Annotated in this window: 20 protein-coding genes; 8 read left to right on the forward strand and 12 right to left on the reverse strand. The window is 48.7% G+C overall.

All coding sequences use genetic code 11. The features are described 5' to 3' along the window. A partial coding sequence (locus ACY2RR_RS15245) for a hypothetical protein (RefSeq protein WP_490109024.1) occupies window positions 1-632 on the reverse strand: 632 nt, incomplete at its 3' end. A gap of 319 nt (window positions 633-951) precedes the next feature. Between ACY2RR_RS15245 and ahcY the strand changes: the two genes are divergently transcribed. Both ahcY and metF read left to right on the forward strand, forming a co-directional pair. After that, on the forward strand, window positions 952-2,340 hold the full coding sequence (gene ahcY, locus ACY2RR_RS15250; RefSeq protein ID WP_490109025.1) for an adenosylhomocysteinase: 1,389 nt from the start codon (window positions 952-954) through the stop codon (window positions 2,338-2,340). A 126-nt stretch (window positions 2,341-2,466) separates the two neighbouring features. Beyond that, window positions 2,467-3,312, forward strand: a complete 846-nt coding sequence (gene metF / locus ACY2RR_RS15255) for a methylenetetrahydrofolate reductase [NAD(P)H] (protein ID WP_490109026.1) — start codon at window positions 2,467-2,469, stop codon at window positions 3,310-3,312. 9 nt (window positions 3,313-3,321) lie between these two features. On the opposite strand, the gene ACY2RR_RS15260 is transcribed toward metF, so the two are convergent. Further along, window positions 3,322-4,038 (reverse strand): SIMPL domain-containing protein, encoded by a 717-nt coding sequence (locus ACY2RR_RS15260; RefSeq protein ID WP_490109027.1) that lies wholly within the window; start codon window positions 4,036-4,038, stop codon window positions 3,322-3,324. Window positions 4,039-4,150: 112 nt separating this feature from the next. On the opposite strand from ACY2RR_RS15260, the gene ACY2RR_RS15265 reads away from it, so the two are divergent. Together ACY2RR_RS15265 and ACY2RR_RS15270 are read left to right on the forward strand one after the other, a co-directional pair. Then, window positions 4,151-4,885, forward strand: coding sequence for a 16S rRNA (uracil(1498)-N(3))-methyltransferase (locus tag ACY2RR_RS15265; RefSeq protein WP_490109028.1), 735 nt, complete (start codon window positions 4,151-4,153; stop codon window positions 4,883-4,885). Window positions 4,886-4,908: 23 nt separating this feature from the next. Then, window positions 4,909-5,733 carry a hypothetical protein gene (locus ACY2RR_RS15270; protein ID WP_490109029.1) on the forward strand — a complete coding sequence of 275 codons (825 nt, stop codon included), beginning with the start codon at window positions 4,909-4,911 and terminating at the stop codon, window positions 5,731-5,733. On the opposite strand, the gene ACY2RR_RS15275 is transcribed toward ACY2RR_RS15270, so the two are convergent. The 9 genes from ACY2RR_RS15275 to ACY2RR_RS15315 form a co-directional block, all read right to left on the reverse strand. Then, window positions 5,725-6,180, reverse strand: a complete 456-nt coding sequence (locus ACY2RR_RS15275; protein WP_490109030.1) for a chemotaxis protein CheW — start codon at window positions 6,178-6,180, stop codon at window positions 5,725-5,727. The genes ACY2RR_RS15270 and ACY2RR_RS15275 overlap by 9 nt on opposite strands. A 5-nt stretch (window positions 6,181-6,185) precedes the next feature. Next, entirely contained in the window at window positions 6,186-7,250 is a 1,065-nt protein-coding gene (locus ACY2RR_RS15280; protein WP_490109031.1) for a chemotaxis protein CheB, read from the reverse strand. Next, complete coding sequence (locus tag ACY2RR_RS15285; RefSeq protein WP_490109032.1) at window positions 7,243-13,827, reverse strand: hybrid sensor histidine kinase/response regulator; 6,585 nt, start codon at window positions 13,825-13,827, stop codon at window positions 7,243-7,245. The genes ACY2RR_RS15280 and ACY2RR_RS15285 overlap by 8 nt, the downstream gene beginning before the upstream one ends. Before the next feature lie 76 nt (window positions 13,828-13,903). Further along, window positions 13,904-14,761: a CheR family methyltransferase gene (locus tag ACY2RR_RS15290; RefSeq protein ID WP_490109033.1), complete on the reverse strand. Its 858-nt coding sequence runs from the start codon at window positions 14,759-14,761 to the stop codon at window positions 13,904-13,906. A 106-nt stretch (window positions 14,762-14,867) separates the two neighbouring features. After that, window positions 14,868-16,949, reverse strand: coding sequence for a methyl-accepting chemotaxis protein (locus ACY2RR_RS15295; RefSeq protein WP_490109034.1), 2,082 nt, complete (start codon window positions 16,947-16,949; stop codon window positions 14,868-14,870). A gap of 69 nt (window positions 16,950-17,018) precedes the next feature. Further along, complete coding sequence (locus ACY2RR_RS15300) at window positions 17,019-17,579, reverse strand: chemotaxis protein CheW (protein ID WP_490109035.1); 561 nt, start codon at window positions 17,577-17,579, stop codon at window positions 17,019-17,021. Between the two features lie 69 nt (window positions 17,580-17,648). Beyond that, window positions 17,649-18,014 (reverse strand): twitching motility response regulator PilH, encoded by a 366-nt coding sequence (gene pilH / locus ACY2RR_RS15305; RefSeq protein ID WP_490109036.1) that lies wholly within the window; start codon window positions 18,012-18,014, stop codon window positions 17,649-17,651. Between the two features lie 107 nt (window positions 18,015-18,121). Further along, window positions 18,122-18,511 carry a twitching motility response regulator PilG gene (gene pilG / locus ACY2RR_RS15310; RefSeq protein WP_490109037.1) on the reverse strand — a complete coding sequence of 130 codons (390 nt, stop codon included), beginning with the start codon at window positions 18,509-18,511 and terminating at the stop codon, window positions 18,122-18,124. A gap of 207 nt (window positions 18,512-18,718) precedes the next feature. Further along, on the reverse strand, window positions 18,719-19,465 hold the full coding sequence (locus ACY2RR_RS15315; RefSeq protein ID WP_490109038.1) for a substrate-binding periplasmic protein: 747 nt from the start codon (window positions 19,463-19,465) through the stop codon (window positions 18,719-18,721). Between the two features lie 194 nt (window positions 19,466-19,659). Here ACY2RR_RS15315 and gshB point away from each other — a divergent pair, with 194 nt between their 5' ends. The 4 genes from gshB to ruvX are packed head-to-tail and all read left to right on the forward strand — an operon-like array spanning window position 19,660 to window position 22,576. Next, complete coding sequence (gshB, locus tag ACY2RR_RS15320) at window positions 19,660-20,613, forward strand: glutathione synthase (RefSeq protein WP_490109039.1); 954 nt, start codon at window positions 19,660-19,662, stop codon at window positions 20,611-20,613. 51 nt (window positions 20,614-20,664) lie between these two features. Continuing rightward, complete coding sequence (locus tag ACY2RR_RS15325; protein WP_490109040.1) at window positions 20,665-21,528, forward strand: energy transducer TonB; 864 nt, start codon at window positions 20,665-20,667, stop codon at window positions 21,526-21,528. A gap of 8 nt (window positions 21,529-21,536) precedes the next feature. Continuing rightward, window positions 21,537-22,118: a YqgE/AlgH family protein gene (locus tag ACY2RR_RS15330; protein WP_490109041.1), complete on the forward strand. Its 582-nt coding sequence runs from the start codon at window positions 21,537-21,539 to the stop codon at window positions 22,116-22,118. A gap of 5 nt (window positions 22,119-22,123) precedes the next feature. Continuing rightward, window positions 22,124-22,576: a Holliday junction resolvase RuvX gene (gene ruvX / locus ACY2RR_RS15335; protein ID WP_490109042.1), complete on the forward strand. Its 453-nt coding sequence runs from the start codon at window positions 22,124-22,126 to the stop codon at window positions 22,574-22,576. A gap of 3 nt (window positions 22,577-22,579) precedes the next feature. On the opposite strand, the gene ACY2RR_RS15340 is transcribed toward ruvX, so the two are convergent. After that, on the reverse strand, window positions 22,580-23,710 hold the full coding sequence (locus ACY2RR_RS15340; RefSeq protein WP_490109043.1) for a PilT/PilU family type 4a pilus ATPase: 1,131 nt from the start codon (window positions 23,708-23,710) through the stop codon (window positions 22,580-22,582).

The following is a 23,710-nucleotide window of genomic DNA, read 5'->3' on the forward strand; positions in this document are numbered from 1 at the left end:
AGCTTGTCTTCCTGCTCTTTCTTCAGCTTGTCTTCCTGCTCTTTCTTGAGCTTGTCTTCCTGCTCTTTCTTCAGCTTGTCTTCCTGCTCTTTCTTGAGCTTGTCTTCCTGCTCTTTCTTGAGCTTGTCTTCCTGCTCTTTCTTCAGCTTGTCTTCCTGCTCTTTCTTCTGCTCTTCAGTTTCCTCGCCAGAAGAGTCGCCATAGAAGGTATTGTAAACACCATTCTTAAACCTACTCCAAGCACTAGACGCTGGCTTGTTAGCCTCCTCAGGCTTGTTAGTCTCCTCAGGCTTGTTAGTCTCCTCAGGTTTGTTAGTCTCCTCAGGCTTGTTAGTCTCCTCAGGCTTGTTAACTTCCTGAGGCTTGATATTGGTATCAGTATTTGTAGTTGTCACAGTCGCTGCTGGAGCTGATTCAGTTACTACAGGCGGAGGCGTGGCCGGAGTTGGCGGAGTGTTTATAACAACCGGTGGCTGATTATTATTATTTTTGTACCTGATACGGGAAGCCTCATCGCTTTGCCGCTTGGGTACACCTGCATGAAGAACACCGCTGAAAGACAGTGCCACTGCTACTGTGAACAGAGCCCCTGCTATTTTGGTGGTCAATTTCCCTGATTTGATAGTTTTCATTCCCTTTCCTCCTCTCAAATAGGCTGGGACATGTGGATTCGATGGACCGCAAGGACATCCAATACCAGCAATCGCAATATGCGGCTGTCGCTATGGTCTACAACTATGACCTGTGGTCAGCACAAACATTCCCGCCCATGTACAACCCCCTATACACCCTTGTTAGAAGAGATAACTTCTGTTCTTGCTCTGAATTTCAAACTCTCAAATCGCTATATCAAAATAAATTGATATAGCGTAAGGCTGTTGCTAGACTGCCTACACAATAATAAATCCTTCTGGCAATCACCCTGACAGCCAGTCACAAAAGAGAATGAATATGAACGCAGCTAATATTCTGGAATTCAGTGATTACAAAGTCGCAGACATTGATCTGGCTGACTGGGGCCGAAAAGAAATTCAAATTGCCGAGTCTGAAATGCCGGCTTTGATTGCTATTCGAAATCGCTATAACGATTCCCAGCCACTGAAAGGCGCCCGGATTATGGGCTGCATTCATATGACCATTCAGACGGCTGTTTTAATCGAGACTCTGGTTTCTCTTGGCGCAGATGTTCGCTGGTCCTCCTGCAATATCTTCTCGACTCAGGATCATGCTGCTGCGGCAATCGCTGCCCGTGGCATTCCGGTTTTTGCCTGGAAGGGTGAGACTGAAGAAGAATATGACTGGTGTCTTGAGCAGACCATTGGCGCTGATGTAGCCGGATGGAAGCCCAATATGATTCTTGATGACGGTGGCGACCTCACCCTTCTGCTCCACAACAAATACCCTGAAATTCTGGATAACTGTCACGGTATCTCTGAGGAAACCACCACCGGTGTTCACCGCCTGTTGGAAATGCTGGAAGAGGGTACCCTGAGAGTTCCAGCCATTAACGTGAATGACGCTGTTACCAAGAGCAAGAACGACAATAAGTACGGCTGCCGCCACTCACTGAACGATGCAATCAAACGGGCAACCGACCACTTGCTCTCTGGTAAGAAAGCTTTGGTAATTGGTTATGGTGATGTTGGCAAAGGTTCTGCGGCCTCACTGCGACAGGAAGGCATGATTGTTCGGGTAACGGAAGTTGACCCAATCTGTGCCATGCAGGCCTGTATGGATGGCTTTGAAGTTGTCTCTCCTTATATAAATGGTGTGAACACTGGCGAAGACAGCTGTATTGATAAAGAGCTGCTTGGCAGTACTGATCTGGTTGTGACCACAACCGGTAATGTACACGTTTGTGACAGCGCCATGCTTAGCAATCTGAAAAATGGTTGTGTGGTCAGCAATATCGGTCACTTCGACACTGAGATTGATACCGCCTACATGCGTGAAAACTGGCAGTGGGATGAGATCAAACCTCAGGTTCATAAAATCCATCGCAGCAATGATGAAGCAGACCATCTGCTTCTTCTATCTGAAGGTCGTCTGGTCAACCTCGGTAATGCCACAGGTCATCCGTCTCGTATAATGGACGGTTCTTTTGCAAACCAGGTTCTTGCACAGATTCATCTGTTTGAAGCCAAGTTTGCAGACCTGCCAGCTTCTGAGAAAGCGGCGGCAATTACTGTGGAAGTTCTACCCAAGCAGTTGGATGAAGAAGTCGCCCGTTATATGGTTGAAGGGTTCAGCGGTGTGCTGACCAAACTGACCCAACAACAAGCAGACTACATTCATGTATCTGTGGATGGTCCGTTCAAGTCTGACGACTACAAGTACTAAAACTCTGCACAATAAACTAAAGCTCCTGCCAGAGTTCATTACTCAGCTCTGGCAGGATACAAAGACAAGTAAAAACGATTTTAAGAAGGAGGAGGGTCCGGCTTAATACCGGCTAACCCGGCCATCATGACAGCCATCAGTTTCGAATTTTTCCCCACCCAGACAGAAGCCGGTGCGGAGAAACTGCAAGCTCAGGCCCAGCAGCTGGCAGTAAGTAACCCTGAATTTTACTCCGTCACTTACGGAGCTGGCGGTTCCACACGCGGTCGCACCCGTGGAACTCTTCTGGCAACCAGAGAAGCTACCGGTCAACCGGTTATGCCTCACCTTGCCTGCCTTGGTCATAGCAAAGAAGAAGTTCTCTACATCCTTAAGGACTATCAGTCCCTGGGAATCAACAGAATTATTGCTCTGCGTGGAGATTTGCCATCGGGCATGGGGCGACTGGAAAATGCGGAGTTTCAATATGCCAGCGAGCTTATTGAGTTTATCCGAGAGTCTACGGGTGACCACTTCCATATAGAAACTGCAGCCTATCCGGAAGTTCATCCACAGGCTCGCTCTATGGGTTCTGACCTTGATAACTTCCGCCGGAAGATAGATGCAGGGGCAAACTCTGCGATTACGCAATATTTCTTTAACCCAGACAGCTATTTCTACTTTATGGATCGTGTTGCTGCCATGGGAATAGATGTGCCCGTTGTTCCGGGAATCATGCCTATCACCAACTACATGAAACTGGCTCGCTTCTCCGATGCTTGCGGCGCAGAACTACCTCGCTGGTTGCGCAAGCAGCTAGAAGCTTATGGTGACGACAGTGCCAGCATCCGCCAGTTTGGTGAAGAAACTGTTTCAAGAATGTGTGAAAAACTGATCGCCTTTGGTGTACCGGCACTGCACTTCTACACTCTGAACCAGGCAGCGCCGTCACTGGCTATTGTTAAAAACCTTGGACTGTATCCTGAAACTTAATTCAGGGTTTCAATCCACAAGGTAATATTCGACTGTAGAAATCACTCTCACCCGCTTGATATAGGGTGTGTTCCGATCACGATCATTGATCTGGAATACCCCTTGGCGGGCTGACTTAATCTTTCCGAGTTTACTGTCTGAGTCTCGGGCGAACTTCTCCGCAACCTCGCGAGCTTTCTGGGTAGCTTCTTCAATCATCTTTGGTTTCAGATCATTCAGCCCGTTAAACAAAAACTCTGTACGCGCGTTGTAATCATCGGTACTGAAAGCTATACCCTGTCGTCCAAGCTCACCAACATCCTGCATAGCAGTTCTCACTTTATCTACATCGCTGGTATAAACAGTGACTACAGAACCTGCTGTGTAACGGAAGCGAATTTTGCTCGAATCCACATAACTGTTGGCTTCATTATCAGTTATAGAAGGCGGGCTTATGGAAATATCATCCCGGGAAAAACCTTTTGCCTGCAGAAAGGTGATAATCTGCTGGTTCTTTTCATCAATGCCATTGATCAGATTACTTAACTGATTGTCTGCCTGTTTGAAGCGAATCGGCCAGATGGCAATATCTGCCGGAACCTCCTGTTCAGAGAGTCCCTTTACAACCACAGAGCGATTAAGGGTCTGAAAGCGCACAATCCCTTCCGCCAGCTGATATCCGGCAATTGCCAAACCAGCTACAAAACAGATACCCAGAATAATTGATGATGAGTTTCGCTCTGTCACAACACCTTCCTTTAGAAAAGCTGTAGAGGAAAAATCAGGGCAGTTTAGTATTCAACCAGCCCATTCGTTACAATAAGCAGATTCGTTTTTCTTTCTTGCTGTAGACAAACCCATGCGCAACCCTCGTATTTATGTTCCCGTAACTCTCGATGACTATCAGCCTGTCGATCTTCCTGAAAGTGCAGCCAATCATGTAGGCCGGGTTTTGCGTATGAAAGCCAGCGACCCGCTCATTCTTTTTAATGGTAAAGGTGGCTGCTGGCAGGCTCGTGTAAGCGAGGTTACCAAGAAGAAAGTTCAGGTTGTACCGCTAGAGCATATTCCCGGAGATAAAGAGTCGCCTCTGCATATTTCTCTCGGCCAGACTCTAAGCCGGGGCGAGCGGATGGATTATGCCATCCAAAAAGCTGTGGAATGTGGTGTCACCGAGATCACACCTCTGTTTACAGAACGCTGTGAAGTAAAGCTAAACAGCGAACGTCAGGACAAACGCCTGCGCCACTGGCAACAAATTATTATCAGCGCCTGTGAACAGTGCGGTCGAAATATTCTTCCGGTTATTCACCCACCAATGCAGCTCAATGACTGGCTGGAAAGCCGAACAACTCAGCTCAACTTTGTTCTTCACCACAGAACAGAAAAAGCTTTGACTGGTTATGAGCAGCCAGAGTCCGTTTCCCTGCTTATCGGTCCTGAAGGCGGCTTAACCGCAGATGAAATCTCATTGGCGGAACAGAAGCGGTTTCACCCACTGGCGCTCGGCCCTAGAGTTCTCAGAACAGAAACGGCCCCCATCTCAGCTATCAGTCTGATGCAATATCTCTGGGGCGACTGGCAGCAGTCATAATCTACGATCTAAAATCAGCAGCTATGAAAAGACTGTCACTGTATTTCGTTCTGTGTTTTCTGGCTGCCTGCTCCTCCGATGAGCAAACTCAGGTTGTGCATCCTCTCTGCATTAGTGATCTTGTAGATATGCATTCTGGATCACAGTCTGCCTCTATCAATATTGCAGCCTGCCAAAAAAAATACTCTCACCTGAACGTTACCCCAGACTCTCCATGGGACGTTTCCTGGTCAGCCGATCAAGACTCAGAAGGTAATATTAATGAAGACCTGCCAGCATTTTCTGCGTACAAAATTGCCGGCGGGTTAGAGAGTAACCAAGTGCTGCTAACTCAGATTACAAACTATGGAGGCAGCGGCACATTTACTAATGCAGTGATCGTAAAAGGTCTGACTCTGAACGGCTCAGATAAACCATCATCAACCCTGGAAGTTGTTAAGGTTGTCACAGGTGGCGATCGCTGTTTCGGTGGTATCGACGATCTGCTTATTCAGACACCGAACAAGTTTCTTGTTACCCGCAGGATCACTCCGGCGGAACTGGTCAATTACGGTCAGGGTGTAAAAGTGCCATCAACAACACTTTCAGACTGCGCCCTATGCTGTATTGGTACAATTTCGGAAGGTTACTCGCTTACGGGTTCAAACCAATTGAATCGTGTCACGATTTTTCCGCAGGCATCTTTTCCACGAACACCAGAGGGCGACAGCGGTGCTGAGAGTCGCTGCCTTTACCAGTTGATTCCAAATATTAACAACCGCGTGGAACTGAACAAAGAGGAGCTGGAGGCACTGCAAATGCAATTCAAACGTCAGTGCCTCAATAATGTGGAGCAGCTATCAGACTGATAGCAGTTTTTCTTCCAGTTTATCCAAGTCAGGAATAATCGCCTCTGCCCCGGCAGCGCTGACTCGCATGCTGATTACATCTGCACTTTTCTTCTTGTTTTTTAGTGGTAAAACATCACCAGTCTCAACCTTTACCGAACGAGGAATACCTTCAACAGGAATAGCATAAAAGGGCAGATCGCTATTTTTGGATACACCATTAAAAACAGCCAAACGGGTTTCAGCTGTCGGTTCTTTAGACTTGCTGTTTCCGGCAAGCTCAAAGGAAATCACCGGTACAGTTTCATCCCGCCAGGTGATTTCACCAAGAAACCACTCAGGCTTTCCCTGAACAGAGTTTGGATCCTGGTAAGGGATCATTTCCGCAACAACAGTGCCCGGAACCAGTAAAACATCGTCGCCCACTGACACCAGCATCGCTGCAATCTGTTGAGTGTTTTCTGCCATGATCTTTAATCTCCAGAAACAACCTGACTATTTTTCTGCTTCAGATCGCTCTCTATTGTTTTAGTCAGCTTTTCGGCCAGTTCCTTCGGGGCTCCCTGCCAGTCATCACAACCAACTTCAATAATGGATTCTGGCATCAAACTGCTGGCACAACTTTCCGGGGTCTGCACCCATACCGGACGCTTATTTCGATGATAGTGGCGAGCTTCATGGGAACCATCTTTTCCCATTCCGGAAAAAATAATTGTTCCACTGGTCTGTGGCCAGGTGCGGCGAACCGTTTCCATAACTTCATCAATATTAGGGCTGTACGAACCGCTCCAGCCCTGATCCATAAGATGCAGTCTTCGCCGACCATCAAACTCAATTTTGTAATCAATTGGTGTCAGCAGAATATCGCCTTCTTCTAATACCAACCCCGGGCTTGTGGTGACCACATTAAAGAAGCTATGACGGGCGATAGTGGAAGCCAATGTAGAGGCAAATTCTCTATCTATATGCTGCGCATAAACAAAGGCAACAGGTAACCCTTCAGGCAAAGCATCCAGGAATTGCTTTACAGCATTTGGCCCACCAAGGGAGGCGCCCAACACCCATACCGTTTCGGCAACCTTTCCGGAGCGTGCAGAGTGTTTCTTTTGAGTAGGTTTAATCGGCCAGGATACAACCCGTTGATCGTTTTCAATGTCAGGAGTTGAGGGCTCAGCAGCTGGTTCAGGATCGCGAAACTCATTCAGCTTGTAAGTCAGCCTGCGCTCCCAACGAAGCTTGAGTTCAGGAGAGCTGGCTCCAGATGTTTGGCTATCCGGCAAACCGATATCGTAAAACACTGGCACACGAGGAATGTCTGCTAGCTTATCAAGCAACTCGTCGTGGCTGTCTTCATCCTCCAGATCGACCAGCCAAACCCGCACAACGGGAGACTCCAGCAAACTTTCGCTGCAGCCTTCCGGTGGAATATTGGCAACAACGATAAACCCTTTTTCTTCAAGGGTCTGCCGAAGTCGCTGCCGAACCAGAGTTCGGTCAGCGATAATGCCAATTCCTGTGCGGGTTTTCTGATCAGTCATTACGCTTGGCAAATCCGCTGATGGTTTCAAGCAGCATACCTTCCTGGAAAGGCTTGCCAAGGTACTCATTCACACCAATATCCTGCGCCCGCTGACGGTGTTTTTCGCCAGTACGGGAAGTGATCATGATGATTGGAAGATCCTTCAGTTCTGGATGGTTACGCACAGCAGTTGCAACTTCAAAACCATCCATTCGTGGCATTTCAATATCAAGCAACATAACTGCAGGACGATGCTCCTGAAGCAGAGACATTGCTTCTACACCATCCCGTGCAGAAATGGTGCGGTAGCCATTCCGCTTCAGCAGACGACCGGTAACCTTTCGAACCGTTACCGAGTCATCCACAACCATAACCAGGTTGTTTTCTTCTTCAATAGCTGGAGCCACTGTTTGAGCCGTGCCATCAGCAGCCTGTTGCTTGGTATAACCGAGCAGCAGCCCTACAGGGTCAAGAATCACAACAACCCGACCATCACCAAGAATTGTCGCGCCACTTACGCCTCGTACGCCAGCAAATTGTGGCCCAAGGCTTTTTACTACAACTTCACGGCTGGCAACCAAACTGTCTACATGAATTGCAATACCGCTATCACCGGCACGCACCAGAAGAACTGGCAGCTCGTGAGTTACATTTTCCAGCTTTGGGTTGCGGTTATGCAGAAGCTCGCCAAGATAATGCAGCTGGTAACTGCGACCGGCATACTCGAGTTTTTGGTCATCAGCACTGTAATGACTTTCCAGCTCAAACGGGCTCAGTCGTACAATACCCTCAAGGGTATTCAGTGGAACGGCATACTGCTCTTCACCCACATTAACCATCAGTGCCCGGTTAACAGAAAGAGTAAATGGCAGGCGAATTTCAAACTCTGTTCCTTTGCCTTCTTCCGTATGAATATCAATGTGTCCACCGAGCTGTTTGAGCTCACTGTTTACAACATCCATACCAACACCACGGCCTGAAATCTGGGTAACATTAGTTGCCGTAGTGAATCCAGGCTGGAAAATCATATGAGAGATATCATTCTCTGAGACTTCCGCATTAGCATCCAGCAGCCCTTTCTCAACAGCCTTACTGCGAACAGCATCAAGGTTCAAGCCACGGCCATCGTCGGCCAGAGATAGAACAATTTCGCCACCTTCCCGTTCAAGGTTCAGACGAATCTCACCAGTTTCCGACTTACCATTAGCAACACGCAGCTCGGTGGAATCTTCAATACCGTGATCGATTGCGTTACGAAGCATGTGCTCCAGTGGGGCAACCATGCGTTCCATAACAGAACGATCCATTTCACCTTCAGCATTCACAACCTTCAGTTCAACCTGCTTGCCCAGTTCGGCAGACACCTGCCGCACAATTCTGCGAAGCCGTGGCAGCATACGGTTGAATGGCAGCATGCGCGTGCGCATCAAACCTTCCTGCAGTTCCGTATTGATGCGTGACTGCTGGAGCAGAAGGGTTTCAGAATCCCGGTTCTTGTCTTCCAGAGCGCCTTTGAGGTCCATAAGGTCAGTGGCGGATTCCACAAGTGCACGGGATAGCTGGGTCAGTTCCGAGTACTGGTCCATTTCCAATGGGTCAAAATCGGGGTGGTCAGCGACATCACCTTCATGGCGGGAAAGGATCTGAGCCTGCGTTTCGATATCAAGACGACGCAGCTGCCCCTGCAAACGGTCAATGGTGGTATGCATCTCTTTCAGGGTGAAGTTGAAATCACTGACCTGCTGTTCAATTCGAGAACGGGAGATACTGGTTTCACCGGCAAGGTTTACCAGCTCATCAAGTAGTTCGGCTGAAACCCGAACCATTTCTCTGTCGCTGGTTTCTGTTCGAGCATCCGCAACCTTTTGTAGGATTTCGGCCGCAGGAGCGCTGATGCGCTCACCACTTTCTGGCGTTCCAGCTCCGGGGAAAGGTACAACATTACTGTCAGCAACCGAGGTAACTTCTTGTTGTGCAGAAGCACTCAGGGCATTAAGAATCGCATCGAAGTCACTGTGTAACTGACCATGCAAATCTGCAAGCTCTTTGATAGCGGAGACATCAGCGTCAGAAACTCCGCCTTCCTGAATCTGCTGTACCTTCATCTCAAAGTTATGGCTGTCTTCACCCAGAGTTTGAAGGCCAGCCATACGGGCACTGCCTTTCAGGGTGTGAAGGCTGCGCATAAGCAGCTCTGGCCATTCACGATTTCCAGGCTCATCAATCCAGCCAGTCACCTGCTTTTCAATTTCATCGAGCAGATCTCCAGCCTCTTCCTTGAAGATATCGATCATTTCGAGATCAAGGTCTTCAGGCAATTCGACAGCCGCAACTTGCTCTTGTGCAGGAACGACTTCAAGCTCTGGTGTTGCTTCAACAGCAGCTTCTGGAACCTGAGTTACTTCATCAACAGGCTCTTCAGCAACTGAAACGTCTTCAATCTCTTCTTTTTCTGGCTTTTCGAGCTGTGCAGTATCCGCAGCCTGTTTCATAACAGCCCGAATCTCTTCACACAGACCATCTGCTGGACTACAGGGGTTGTGAGAACGGATCTCACTGAGCATCTCTTCGAGAGCATCATGCCCACGGAGTAGAAGGTTAATCAGGTCATTCGAAGCTTGCAGACGACGCTGACTAAGGGCTTCATAAACATCTTCCAGCTCATGCCCAAGATCACCAATGGCGGCAATACCAGCCATACGGGCACCACCTTTGATGGTGTGCAGGTAACGCTGCAGCTCAGCAAGTTCGGTCAGGTCTGAGTGGTCATCCAGCCAGCGATACAATGCAGCAGAAGCTGCACCAAGATTATCAACCGCTTCATCAAGGAAGATGGCAACCAGTTCAGGATCTGTGTCATCGTCTTCTTCAACAACTGCAACTGGCAGTTCCTGTTTACTATCAGGTTGCGTATCAGCAGACGACAGCTCGACAACAGTCTCTTCTATAGCATGGGTTATATCTTCAAATTCAGGCTCTGCTTCTAGGTCATCAACCAGAGCCTGCAATCTTGAAAGAATTGATTCAGACTGAGCAGGTGACTGCTGGGCAGCCAGCTGATCCATCATATCTACTAGATGGTCATGAGCTGCGACCAGTGTATCCACTGCAACATCGGAAACACTTTCCGCTTTGTTTCTTAACGCCTGATAAACAACTATTAACTGCTCTGAAGCGTCGGCAAAAATATCCTGTTCAATCTCTCTGGCACTGTCGACCAGTGACTGAAGGCCCGTCTGTACATCATTAATCAGACTATGTTCAGGATTACGATTCCATTCCCGTAGAGAAGGTGCTGCATCCAGCACCAGATCCATATGCCTGGCAATAAAGGAAGAAGTGGAAGGCTTTGTGTCTAAAGATTCGGTCTGTTCGTCCACACAGGCGGCTATACGCTGCTCATAGAGCTCCTGAACATCAGCAATCAGTTCAATTGCGCCAGATATTTCGAGGTCTTGATGCACACCCGCATTAATCTTATCGAGACTTTCCTGAAGCAACAGACTGGTACGAGTTAACAGTCCAACGACTTGTTCATCGGCCTCAAGCCCCATACCACGGAACTCTTTCGCCATGCGTTCCAGCCCAGATACCAGCTCAGCCACATGGGTGAGGCCAGCCATACCGGCACTGCCTTTTAGAGTATGCAGAGCAAGTTGCAATTCATCACTGATAACTAATGTGTTTTCTGACCCATTAAATTGATCAATAAAAGAGTTTACTGTTCCGAGATGAGTCGCTGCTTCTTTGCCGAAAATAACCAGCAGCTCAGAATCCATATCCAGAACAGATTCTTCTACCTGTTCAGGCTCATCTTCTTGTTCTGCTTCGTTATCGAAAGGTGTTTCTTCAAGAAGAATCTCTTCCAGCACTATATCTTCTGAAGAAATCTCTTCAGAAACGATGTCTTCAGGTACGGTTTCTAACGACTCACCCAAAGAGATAGTCTCAAGCTCTATCTCTTCAACTTCGATTTCAGACTCAACAAGCTCTTCGGAAGAGTCATCCTCCAGCTCAAAGCTGAAGTCCAGGTCGTTCTCGTCAAGATTGATTTCACTGTCTTCCACTGCCTCTTCAACTGCGTTTTCAACAGTTTCTTCAGCAACACATTCTACTGGTTCTTCAACCAGAACCGGCGTTTCACCACGACTCCAGGCATCAGCTTCATCCATGCAGGCCTGAACGTCATCGGTCATCTTCTGGCGGTTATTGGCAAAGTCATCCACCAGAGCAGGAAGCAGTGCAATAACTCGATCAACCAGGTTTACAATAGCGTCACAGCTTTCCACTGTGCCTTCAATAACCCGGTTGAGCATATTCTCAACAGACCAGCCCAGCTCGCCAACAACAGTCGCACCAACCATGCGACCACTGCCTTTCAGCGTATGGAATCCCCGACGGAATTCTGTCAGTGCTTCCTGGTCCTGCTGATTGGCCTGCCAGCGTGGGAAGTATTCCTGCAGTAGCTCTCGAACTTCACCAACTTCTTCTACAAAGATTTCAATGAGTTCTTCGTCGAGCTCGTCTTCTTCCTCTTCAACGACTGCAACTGGAACTGTTTCTTCTTTTTCCAGACCAACAATTTCAAGGTCTGGAATCTCTATCTCTTCAATAACTTCAACAGCGTCTACTGACTCTTGTTGCTCTGAACTTTCAGAGACATCCAGCTCCAGAACTTCCAGACCATCAAAGCTCAGCTCATCCTCATCAGTATCTGGCTCAATACTTTCCTCAAGCTCGACATCATCCAGCTCAAAATCAATATCGAGATCAATTTCGCCGCTCGCTTCGTCGACGGTAAACTCGTCGATGCTCAACTCTTCGGCATCTTGGATGGTGATTTCTATCTCTTGGAAATCAGTACCGGCGGTTTCTGGCAGACCAAGTTGCTCGAGACTTTCAAAGGCAATATCCAGAATGGACTCACCCTGATCATCATCACCGTCGCCCAATCGCTCAAGGTAGTATTCTGCGCCAGCAAGAACATCAGCCAGCAGCTCCATGTTTGCCCACTCGGGGTCAGCATCTGAAGGTAGCAGAACGTTTTCTATATAATTGCTTGCCGACTTAACCAGTTCAGATACACGACTCTGACCAATGATTTCCAGACTTCCATAAACAGAAGAAAGTGTTTCAGGTACAGGCTGAAGGTAACTCTTGTCCCATTGTAGGGCGGTAAAATCAACGATGGCACCCTTTGCTTGCTCAAGCCCAGTACAGGCTTCCTGAATAACTGTGCGACGGGCGTTGAGGAAATCCGCTGATTCTTCAGATTGTTGCAGCACGCCTGTGCTTTTATCTGCCATACCGCTGAGGGTTGCTTCTACATAAAGCAGGCTGCCAGCAATATCCATCAGCTGGTTGTCATCGTGATCCTGACTGTTGACGATGGTAGAAAGGGCTTCCACCTGTTCGATAATAATCTTTCTCGGAATACCCAAACCCAGAACAGCCAGAGTATCTGCGATTTGTCTGAGAGATGGAATCTGCTCGGATAGGGCAGAACCTTCAGGGTTACGCACATACAAATCCAAAGCATCTTTCACTGTCATCAATTCTTCAGACAGAGCCTTAACAACCGACCCCATGGCTTCGCGATCTGGTCCACTCAGCTTCTCGCGCTCACGGTTTACGGTTTCTTCATCCAGAAGCGCAATGCCCAACTGATACTTCTCTTTCACCTCCTGAGCTTTCGGTGTAGAGCAGGTACTCAGGGCGATGTAATAGAGTGAGTTCTTCAGCAGGTCTTCAGGAACTGGCTGGTTAAACGCCGTTGGTCCGCCATCAACCAGTTTTTGGAGAACCTGATCAATCTGACGCAATAGGTTACGAACAGTCGGATTATTCTGAATTCCGCCAGCAACCAGAGCCTGAACCAACCCTTGCGCGATAGGCCAGATATCCTTGGAAGGTAAACCGTCGCACAAGGACTCCATGCGATTGAAGACGCGATCCAGATAATTCTGGCTGACTCTATCAGACGAGTTTTTAAAGAAACCAACAAGAGCAAACTGATACATTTGCCGCAGCTTTTTCACCAGCTGCACAAGAGAATCACTGTTTAAGCGAGCTAACGCTTCGGCATCGACAGTACGCGTCAAACCGCTGAGGTCCGGACTGAACAGTGATGTTTCAGACAGAAGACTCTCGCCGCGGGCACTTCGCAGATCATTAAGAATAGGGAGGATAACAACCGGCAAATCCCTGCGACCTGCCTGAACCTGCTCCAGATAGGGAGGGAGTTGCAAAATCGCCTGCATCAGGACTTCAAGAGCTTCATCACGGGCAGACAAAGTGCCATCCAGCAGCGCCTGGGTAAGCCCTTCCATTTCTTCAGCAAGAAGAGCAGCGCCATAAAACTCCACCATTTCCAGAGTGCCGTGGATCTGGTGAATGTAATTCTGGCAAAACCTCAGTCGTGTATCGTCCTGCGGGTTCTCAACATACGCTTCCAAAGACTGTCGAGCCTGAGCCAGAGTGTCGGTGATTTCTCCCCGTACCCAGTCCAAAGCAACCCAGTCCTGAGACTGTCCACCATGTTCTGCCAAAGTGTTCTCGGGCAGGTTTTGGTCACCCATGTCGCGGTGATCCCCCATAATCGCTCCTGTCTACCATGGTCAATGCCACGGCATTGCTGATTATTCTTTCAATTCTTTTCGCGGGCTCTTGTTTTCAGAGTTTCCGCCTGACAAAGGCCAATGTCTGGTCATTGCCCACCGGTTCCAGCTCCGGATGTTGCCAGTTAGTAATTTCTCCGGGACCCAGTACCAGCAGGCCTCCGGGAGCCAGCCGTTTTACCAGCTGCTCGATAATTGCTATGCGCCGCCAGCGGCGAAAATAAATCAACAGATTCTGACAAAAGATCAGATCCATATTTCTCATGGGAGCGCGATCCAGGTCCAGAACATTGACCCGGGCAAAACAGACCCGCTCCCTTAACCTTTCCACAACCTGAACCCGGTCTGGGCCAGCCTTTTGAAAAAAGCGCTCTTTCAACGTCGGCTCAAGGGGCGACACCAGTCGTTCTTTGTAAATACCTTTGCGGGCATGAGCTAAAGCTTCAAGACTGATATCTGTGGCTGTCACTCCAAACCGAACGACCCGATCCTGTGAACTGACTTTGTTATGAATCAGCATGGCCAGTGTCCAGGCTTCTTCACCGGTTGAACACCCAACACTCCAGGCTTCGATAGAACTGCGATCAGAGCTTTCCAGCAATGTATCGAGATAGTTGCGGGCAACATTGCAGGAAGGCTGATGGCGGAAAAAGCGGGTTTCCCGCACAGTCAGGTTCTCAACCAGAGTCGTCCATTCAAGGTGCGAAGACGGCTCATTAATCAGGTTGAGGTATTCGTCGTAGCTGCGAAGTTCAAGCTCACGCATACGCCGAACCAATCCGGCTTGCAGGATTGAGCGGTGCTGCCAGGAAAAATGATTCCCGGTGCGTTCTTCCAGCAGGGACTGCCAGCGTTCAAACTGATCGCGGGTTAAATCCGGTAGCCGGTCTGTCATCCAGGTTGGTATCGGCATGATTCTATTTCCTGACCGGGATCTCTTACGTATCTCTTTTATGTGCCGTGGTTATGCATGTGCATAACCACGGGGTGTCAGGACTCTGACCTCAAATGCACAGGCTTTATACCTGTGCAAAATCCTCTTCTTCAGAAGTCGCTTCCTCTTCACCTTCTGGAAGCTTAAAGCCGGATACAGACTCACGCATGTCACCCGCCATGTCGGCGAGGTTACCGATAGAGCGTGCGGTCGCGTTAGTACCGGAAGACGTCTGAGTGGTGATTTCCTGGATTACGTTCATCGTGTTGGAGATGTGACCAGCAGAAGACGCCTGCTGACGTGCAGCTCCGGAGATGTTTGCAATCAGTTCAGACAGGGAACGGGATACTGTTTCGATCTCTTCCAGAGACACACCCGCATCCTGTGCCAGACTTGCTCCACGTACCACCTCAGTGGTGGTTTGTTCCATGGAGATAACCGCTTCATTGGTATCGGTCTGGATGGTTTTAACCAGTGCTTCAATCTGCTTGGTTGCCGCAGAAGCACGTTCTGCAAGGCGCTGTACTTCGTCCGCAACCACCGCGAAGCCTCGACCTGCATCACCGGCCATGGAGGCCTGGATTGCAGCGTTAAGTGCAAGGATGTTGGTCTGGTCGGCAATGTCGTTAATCAGGGATACGATGTCACCGATTTCCTGGGAAGATTCACCCAGTCGTTTAATACGCTTGGAAGTATCCTGAATCTGTTCACGGATAGTATCCATGCCCGAGATTGTGTTCTGTACAACCTCGTTACCCTTGTTCGCCAGCTCTACCGACCGGTCTGCAACCGAGGAAGATTCCACAGCGTTGGCGGATACCTGGTCGATGGACACCGCCATCTCGTTAATCGCAGCAGACGCTCCTGCAATTTCCTGAGCCTGGTGCTCGGCAGCTTCGGCCAGGTGGTGTGCCGTATTCTGGGTTTCGTCAGCAGCGGTGGATACCGATTGCGCAGTCTGGTTAATAGTATCTACCAGTGTACGCAGCTGCTCAATAGAGAAGTTAATGGAGTCGGCTATCGCACCGGTAAAGTCTTCAGTTACTGTTGCCGTTACTGTCAGGTCACCATCTGCAAGGTCCGCCAGTTCGTCCAGCAGTCGCAGGATCGCAGCCTGGTTGGCTTCATTGCTTTCCGCAGTTTCCTGCAGACGGACACGAGTTTCCCGAACCATCGACCAGCCAATCAGTAGAACTGAGAGCAGGGCGATAATACCAGGAGCAACAACGGTGTATTCGTTACCCTGAACAATGTTCCGCTCACCAGCCAGGTTTTCAAAAGAGTTGGCGAGGTTAGAAGTATCTGCCAGCAGCTCCTGAGAATCGGCGAAGATCGCATCGGATGCTTCCCTTACCAGGAACAGTTCAGGAGAGGTTTCCAGAATTTCGTCTACAGAGCCGGATACGAACTCGAACAGGTCGGCGATTTCAGTCAGAAGGTCGATTACTTCTTCATCTTCTACCTGGTCGATACCCATGGCGAGGTTGCCTTCCAGCATACCGTTCAGCACCCGACCAAACAGTTTGGCGTCACGACCAAAACTGTCAGCAGCCATTACCGCGTTTTCACCACCTTCAAGAACCCGGGCAATACTGTTTACGATACGTTCCGCTCGGAGTGACTGCTCCTGAGCAATTACAACCTGATCAGCAGAAGCTTCTGTTTCCAGAAGAATCTGTACAATCTCGTCGTATTCAATCTGCAGCTGAGGAATAGTTTCAGACAGGGTTGCAGCAACATCGTGAAGAGCCAGAACTGTTTCTTCGTTATCAACAATGCTGTCGGTGTTTTCCCGTACTGCGTTCCAGGTCGCAGACAGGTCAGCCATGTGCTCACCAACAATGCCTGGCTGAGAAGAAGCAGCAGGCAATCCCATTTTGGCATCACCGCCAGACAGAATGTCGTAGCGACGCTGGAATTCGTTCCGGGCATTCAGCAACAGGCCAAAGGCCTCTTCCTTACCCGATACGGCTTCCGTTGCGTTTTTGGCGATCTGCTGGGATAAAACCCGCAATTCACCAGCATGGGCAATATATTCCTTATCGAAGTTGGCCTGTCGGTTAATAAACCAGAAGGCCGCAACCATTGCGACAAGTGAAACGATAAGGAAGGTAAACAGGACACCTGTTGTCCTGCTACCACCTTTTCCAGATTCATTGGCTTTCATTGTTTTTACTGGCTCCCGCTAGCCGCAGCATTCCCTGTTATTGTTATTTTACCGATTCAGTGTCTGACATCAGGCCACCGCACTTCCCGGCGATACTTGTAGAAACCTGTCACTCTTTGCCAGAGTGCGAAAGCTGAGTACCAGAAACTCGGCTTCGCGCTGGTAACTACCTGCCATACAGAAACGTACACTCTCCGGCATGTTGGCCGGAATACTGCTGTTGTATGTTTCAACTTCAAAATGTTGCAGCCCTGAAACCGCATCAACAACAAGGCCGCAATACAAGTCGCCCTGTTCAACAACCAGAGCACGTTGCTCCGATTGCTGAACAGGGCCACTTTCAAATCCAAAGAAACCACTAAGATCAATCAGTGGCAGCAAACGTCCACGGACGTTTGCCACACCTTTTACCCACGGATAAGCACCAGGGATATCGGTCACAGTTTCCGGGATATGAAGGATTTCATGCACGTCTTCAAGAGGGGAAACATAACGCTGCCCATTGAGCATAAATCCGACACCGCTCCAGTAGTTTCTTACTTCTTCCTGAGCGGGCAGACCTGCAGCATGTGCTCTGGCTCTCTGATCCAGATCCAGCAACAGCTCAAAAGGAGTTTCCGTTCTCTTCATGACGAGCCCTTCATAACGTTATCTTCACCACTTTATCCGCGCTGCTTAAAGCATCGGCTTCAAAAGTTATCAGGCTGCCATTACGCTTTTCAGCGTGCTGAGCAACTTGCCTTCATCAACTGGTTTGGTCAGATAACCTTTCGCTCCCTGACGCTCTCCCCAGACCCTGTCAGTCTCCTGATCTTTGGTCGTCACAATAATGACAGGAATATCACTGGTTTCGGCGCCACGACTTAACTGACGTGTCGCCTGAAAACCATTCAAACCTGGCATAACAATGTCCATCAATACTGCGTCTGGCTTCTCTGCACGACACAGAGCAACACCATCGGCACCATTTTCAGCCTTGAGAACTTCATGACCGTTTTTCGTCAGAATTTTTTCCAGAATCACGGTTTCCGTTGGTGAATCATCAACGATCAATACTCGAGCCATTTTTCCCCCATCAACAAACAGTTAACAATTGAATACTGCTATTAGTAACTGTGTTTCTCTATTCTTTGCACTTTGATTAACGGCGTTAATTACGCCGCATCTTTTTCTCAAGCTGCTTCGGGCGCATGCTCTTTAATAGCGTCCAGCAACTCATCTTTACTAAATGGTTTGGTCAGATATTTATCGGAGCCAACAATCCGGCCTTTGGCCTTATCAAACAGTCCGTCTTTACTGGACAGCATAATGACCGGTGTACTTTTGAAGTGGCTATTATTTTTAATCAGTGCGCAGGTCTGGTAGCCATCGAGACGCGGCATCATGATATCAACAAAAATCACATGGGGTCGTGTATCGGCAATTTTGGCCAGCGCATCAAAACCATCGATCGCAGTAATAACTTCACAGCCAGCTTTCTTCAGCAGGGTTTCTGCCGTGCGCCGTATAGTCTTACTGTCATCAATAATCATTACCCGGAGATTAGCGAAATTGTCACTCATCTTTTTTGTACCTTATCCCCTGACAGGCCATTGAATGCACAGCCAGCTGTTATTCTGCTGTAATCCCTAACGAAAAATCAGGGTGTTTCTTATTATTATCTTCTGTTTATTACAGATACATTGCCTGCTTTTTTACCACACATTCCCTCTCACCACCAACAGCAGAACACGACTGAGTCACGTTTACGATGGTCGAAAGTTATCAGCTCAGCGGTACTGATCGTATATTGCATCAACAGATCCATCGTTTTTCATTTGATCCAGAGCGGCTTGTAGCTTTTTCACAATGAGGTTGGACGTGCCGCTGTTCAGCGCCAAATAAAGACCTTTGGACTCAACGAGATAAACTTGCTTCAAACCTGTGACACCAACCTGATCGGCACCGTAGGGGCCAGACAAGCTGCCACTTGCCCACAGATCTATCCGCCCCTCTTTAAGTTTGGTTGCGTTGTAGCTGTCTTTTAATGATTCCAGTACTTTAACGCCGCTTGCCTTGAGAACATTCGTGACATAATCGTCCTTGTAAGCGCCAACCCTGTACTTCTTCAAACTCTCAACGCTGTTTATTTTTATTTTTTTCCCGGGCAGGGAAAACACGACATAGTCATTATCAACAATGGGCCCAACCCATTTAAATGAGTCTTCTCGCTCTGCACTTCTGGCCGTAGAAAAGACGCCATAATTGGCCTTATTCAGGGCCAGGTTATAAATTTTGCTCCAGGGAAACCGAAGCGTGAGTGTGTATTCCACACCAGCACGGTGCATCATTTCGCGAACAATGTCAGTTGATATCCCATCAACACCGTCACCTCTGGCAAAGTTTCGGTCATCAATGCTCATATTAAAAGGTGGATAACTCTCTGTGAGCAAAGTTAGCCGATCGCTTGCCTGAGTGAATGCCGTCCCCAGTAAAAGCGCTACAACTGAAAACGCTTTTATGCCTTTTCTTATCATTAGTACAACTCAAATTAGTATTTTTAGAACCCTATCCTTACCGGATTTTGTATTGACAACAATGACACCCATCAACCCCCTGTCACTTTCACCGCAGGCACTTTTTTAAAAACAAAACTCAGAGCGTGCTGGGTTCGCAGGCAGTCTTTCGATACACTGTTCGGTCAGTTGTGTTACTGCAGTGGATCGCACACATGAGCATTCGCCTAGGCATCGTGATGGACCCTATACAGGGCATCAATTTCAAAAAAGACACCTCTCTGGCTATGCTGCTTGCGGCACAGAAGCGGGGTTGGCAATTGTTCTATATGGAACAAAGCGACCTTTACCAGGAAGATGGTGTTGCCATGGGGCAAATGGCAACGTTAGATGTTCGCAATGATCCTGCAGACTGGTTCACTCTGGGGGAGAAAAGAGCCGAAGAGCTTTCATCCCTGAACGTTATTTTGATGCGCAAGGATCCCCCTTTCGACAACGAGTTCATCTACAGCACCTACATTCTTGAGCAGGCTGAACAAGCAGGCACCCTGATTGTGAACAAGCCTTCCAGCCTGCGAGACTGTAACGAAAAATATTTCGCCACCCTGTTCCCCCAATGCTCAACCCGTAGCATGGTTAGCCGGGATATGGAAACCCTAAAGTCCTTTGCCACCAAACATGAGGATGTGATTTACAAGCCTCTGGACGGCATGGGCGGTACAGCCATCTTCCGGGTGAAAAAAGGTGACCCAAATATCAGTGTGATCCTCGAAACATTGACGAACTATGGGCAGCAACAGATTATGGCCCAGCGTTTTATCCCGGAGATTACCGAAGGGGATAAGCGCATTCTTATGATTGATGGCGAGCCGGTACCTTACTCTCTCGCAAGAATTCCCCAGAAAGGCGAAACCCGGGGCAACCTTGCTGCTGGGGGTACTGGTGTCAGCCAGCCATTGTCAGACAGAGATCGCTGGATTGCCGAGCAGGTAGGACCCACTCTTAAAGAGAAAGGGTTAATCTTCGTTGGTCTGGATGTTATTGGTGATTATTTAACCGAGATTAACGTAACCAGCCCAACATGCTTGCGAGAGATCGAGGATCAGCAGGACGTGGTTATTGCAGACAAACTGATGGATGTCATCAGTGAAAAACTGAACAACCATTAAAACATCGTCTGCGGAGAAAAGCGCAGGAGCAGAACAATAAAGACGTTTTTCGTGAATATTCTTAACTCTTCTCTGTTGAAGCCAGCCACTGCTATCAGTGTTTTGATAGCAGTGGTCTTGCATGGCTTTCTGATTTACGGGCTGAGCTTTGCTTTACAGGAGCCTGAGCCACCGGCCCGTACACTTGAAATTACTCTGGCAAAATTCCCTACAACCGAAGCCCCCAAAAAGGCTGACTACCTGGCTCAAGAGAACCAGCAGGGTAGTGGCTCTCTGGATGAAAAAGCCAGACCATCCAGCGACGTAAAAGCACCTTTTCAGAGCGACAAACCTGAAACTGTGCAATTGCAGCAGCAAACAGCTCAACTGCCCAAAACTCAGGATAAGAAGGCTGAACGGATCACTTCTGTGCGCTCAGAGACAAAGGTGCAGTCACAGAAAGTGCAGGAAAAACCAAATCCTGTTCCTGTGGAGGAACCACCCAGACGCCAGATTGATCTCAGCGCTGAAATTGCCAGCCTTGAAGCTGACTTTTTCCGTAAGCGACAGGCCTATGCCAAAAAGCCAGTCGTTCACCGAATTAACTCAGCCTCCACCCGTAAGGCTGATGTGTTTTATCAGGAAGCCTGGCGGCGCAAAGTTATGCGCATAGGCCAGATCAACTATCCTGTGGAAGCACGGAAGCAGAAGATATACGGCGAGTTACGTTTAGCTGTGCAGATTCGCAGGGATGGAAGCCTTAAGGCTATAGAGGTTATCCGGTCTTCCGGTTATGACATTCTTGATGAGTCGGCAAAGAACATTGTGCGGATGTCATCACCCTTTTCACCTTTCCCACCAGAACTACAGGAGTATGATGTTATTGAAATCATCAGAACCTGGCGCTTTGAACCTGGAAACGTCTTTGGCGGGTAGGGAATGAAATGATCGAAACGGCAACTCATGACAGTCTGCGCGACACCTTGCTCATTGCCATGCCGCAGATGAATGACCCGCACTTTACCGGCGCGGTCATTTATCTGTGCGAACACAATGAAGAAGGTTCCATGGGCGTTGTTATCAACCGTCCACTGGATATCAGCGTTGAAGAGTTGTTCGAAAAAATAGGTATCGACTATCAGCCAGACCCGGAGCAACGGATGAAAAGCGTTTTTCTCGGTGGCCCTGTTGATACCGACCATGGATTTATTCTTCACACCTACTCCGGGGAGCTGGATGAAAGTGCATCCATTCCCGTCACCAAAGATATTGCACTGACATCATCCCGGGATATCCTCACTAGTATTGGTTCCGGCGAAGGACCACATCTCGCTCTGATCACTCTTGGTTATGCAGGGTGGGGAGCTGGACAACTGGAACAGGAACTTGCCAGCAATGTCTGGCTGAACAGTCCTGCCGATAAAGCTATTCTCTTCACAACGCCATTTGAACAACGCCTTGAACGTGCTGTTGCCAAAATCGGCATTGATCTCAACATGATCAGCCATGAGGCTGGCCACGCATAAACCAGATGACTGAACTGACTTACAAATCTGTAATGGGTTTCGATTTCGGAACCCGAAATATTGGTATTGCCATGGGGCAGGCGATTACCCGCACAGCCAATGCCATTACTCCCATTCGAGCCAAAGATGGCATCCCCAACTGGGATGAGCTGGGCAAGATTATTGAAGAGTGGCAGCCCGATGCCTTTGTGGTTGGCATCCCTCTGAATATGGATGGCACTGAGTCAGAGATGTCTCGCCGGGCTCGCAAGTTTGGTAACCGTCTGAAAGGCCGATTTAACAAACCCTGGCACCCAACCGACGAGCGATTAACCTCTTTTGAAGCCAAAGAATGGGCAGGCAAGCTTGGGCATAAGGGTCACTATGGCAGTGACCCTGTGGATGGAATGGCTGCCCAGTTGATTCTGGAAAGCTGGATGAATGGTGAAGGTGCCGAGCTGTTGGTAGAAGGCGAATAACCTTTACAGGTGATCGTCCTCATCCTGGATACTCAAACCTCCGGCCATCTTGTTCAGGTGGCCAGCATCTGTTTCTGAACCCAGCTTTATCATCAGGCGAAGATCGTTGGCGGAATCTGCATGAGCCAATGCATCTTCGTAGGTGATCTCACCATTGTTATAAAGCTCATAAATTGCCTGGTCGAAGGTCTGCATTCCCTGTTCATTGGAACGAGCCATCAATGATTTCAATTCGTGAACTTCACCTTTGCGGATCATGTCTGAGGCCAGCGGTGTATTGATCAACACTTCTACCGCTGGACGGCGACCCTTGCCATCTGGTGTCTGGATCAACTGCTGCCCGACAATGCCTTTCAGGTTAAGAGACAGATCCATCCACACCTGCTGGTGACGATCTGCCGGGAAGAAGTGAATAATACGATCCAGAGCCTGGTTAGCATTGTTTGCGTGTAACGTGGCCAGGCAAAGGTGACCGGTTTCCGCAAAGGCTACTGCATGCTCCATGGTTTCCCGGCTTCGCACCTCACCAATCATAATTACATCAGGAGCCTGACGCAGAGTATTCTTTAGAGCGACTTCAAAACTCTCAGTATCCAGTCCCACTTCACGCTGGGTAACGATACAACCCTTATGTTGATGGATAAATTCGATTGGGTCTTCAATTGAAATGATATGGCCGGAACTGTTGTTGTTCCGGTGGCCAATCATGGAAGCCAGCGAGGTAGATTTACCAGTACCCGTACCACCAGCAAAAATAATCAGACCACGCTTGGTCATAGCCAGCTCTTTAATAATGTCTGGCAAACCAAGATCATCAACATCAGGAATCGTTGTTTCAATGCGCCGCAGAACCATTCCAGCCAGGTTGCGCTGATAGAAAGCACTGACACGGAATCGACCCACCCCTCTGGCGCTTATGGCAAAGTTGCATTCATGTTCTTTATCAAACACTTCCTGCTGGCCGTCATTCATTAAGGCCAGCACAGTATCCCGGGCTTGTTCCGGAGACAGGGGCTGCTTGGTGACTGGTACAATGCGCCCGTTAACTTTAATGCTTGGAGGCGTACCCGCAGTTATAAAAAGGTCTGAAGCCTTCTTTTCCACCATCAACTTCAGCAGCGGTGTTAAATCCAT

It is taken from the genome of Parendozoicomonas sp. 2304DJ65-17, assembly GCF_058148445.1.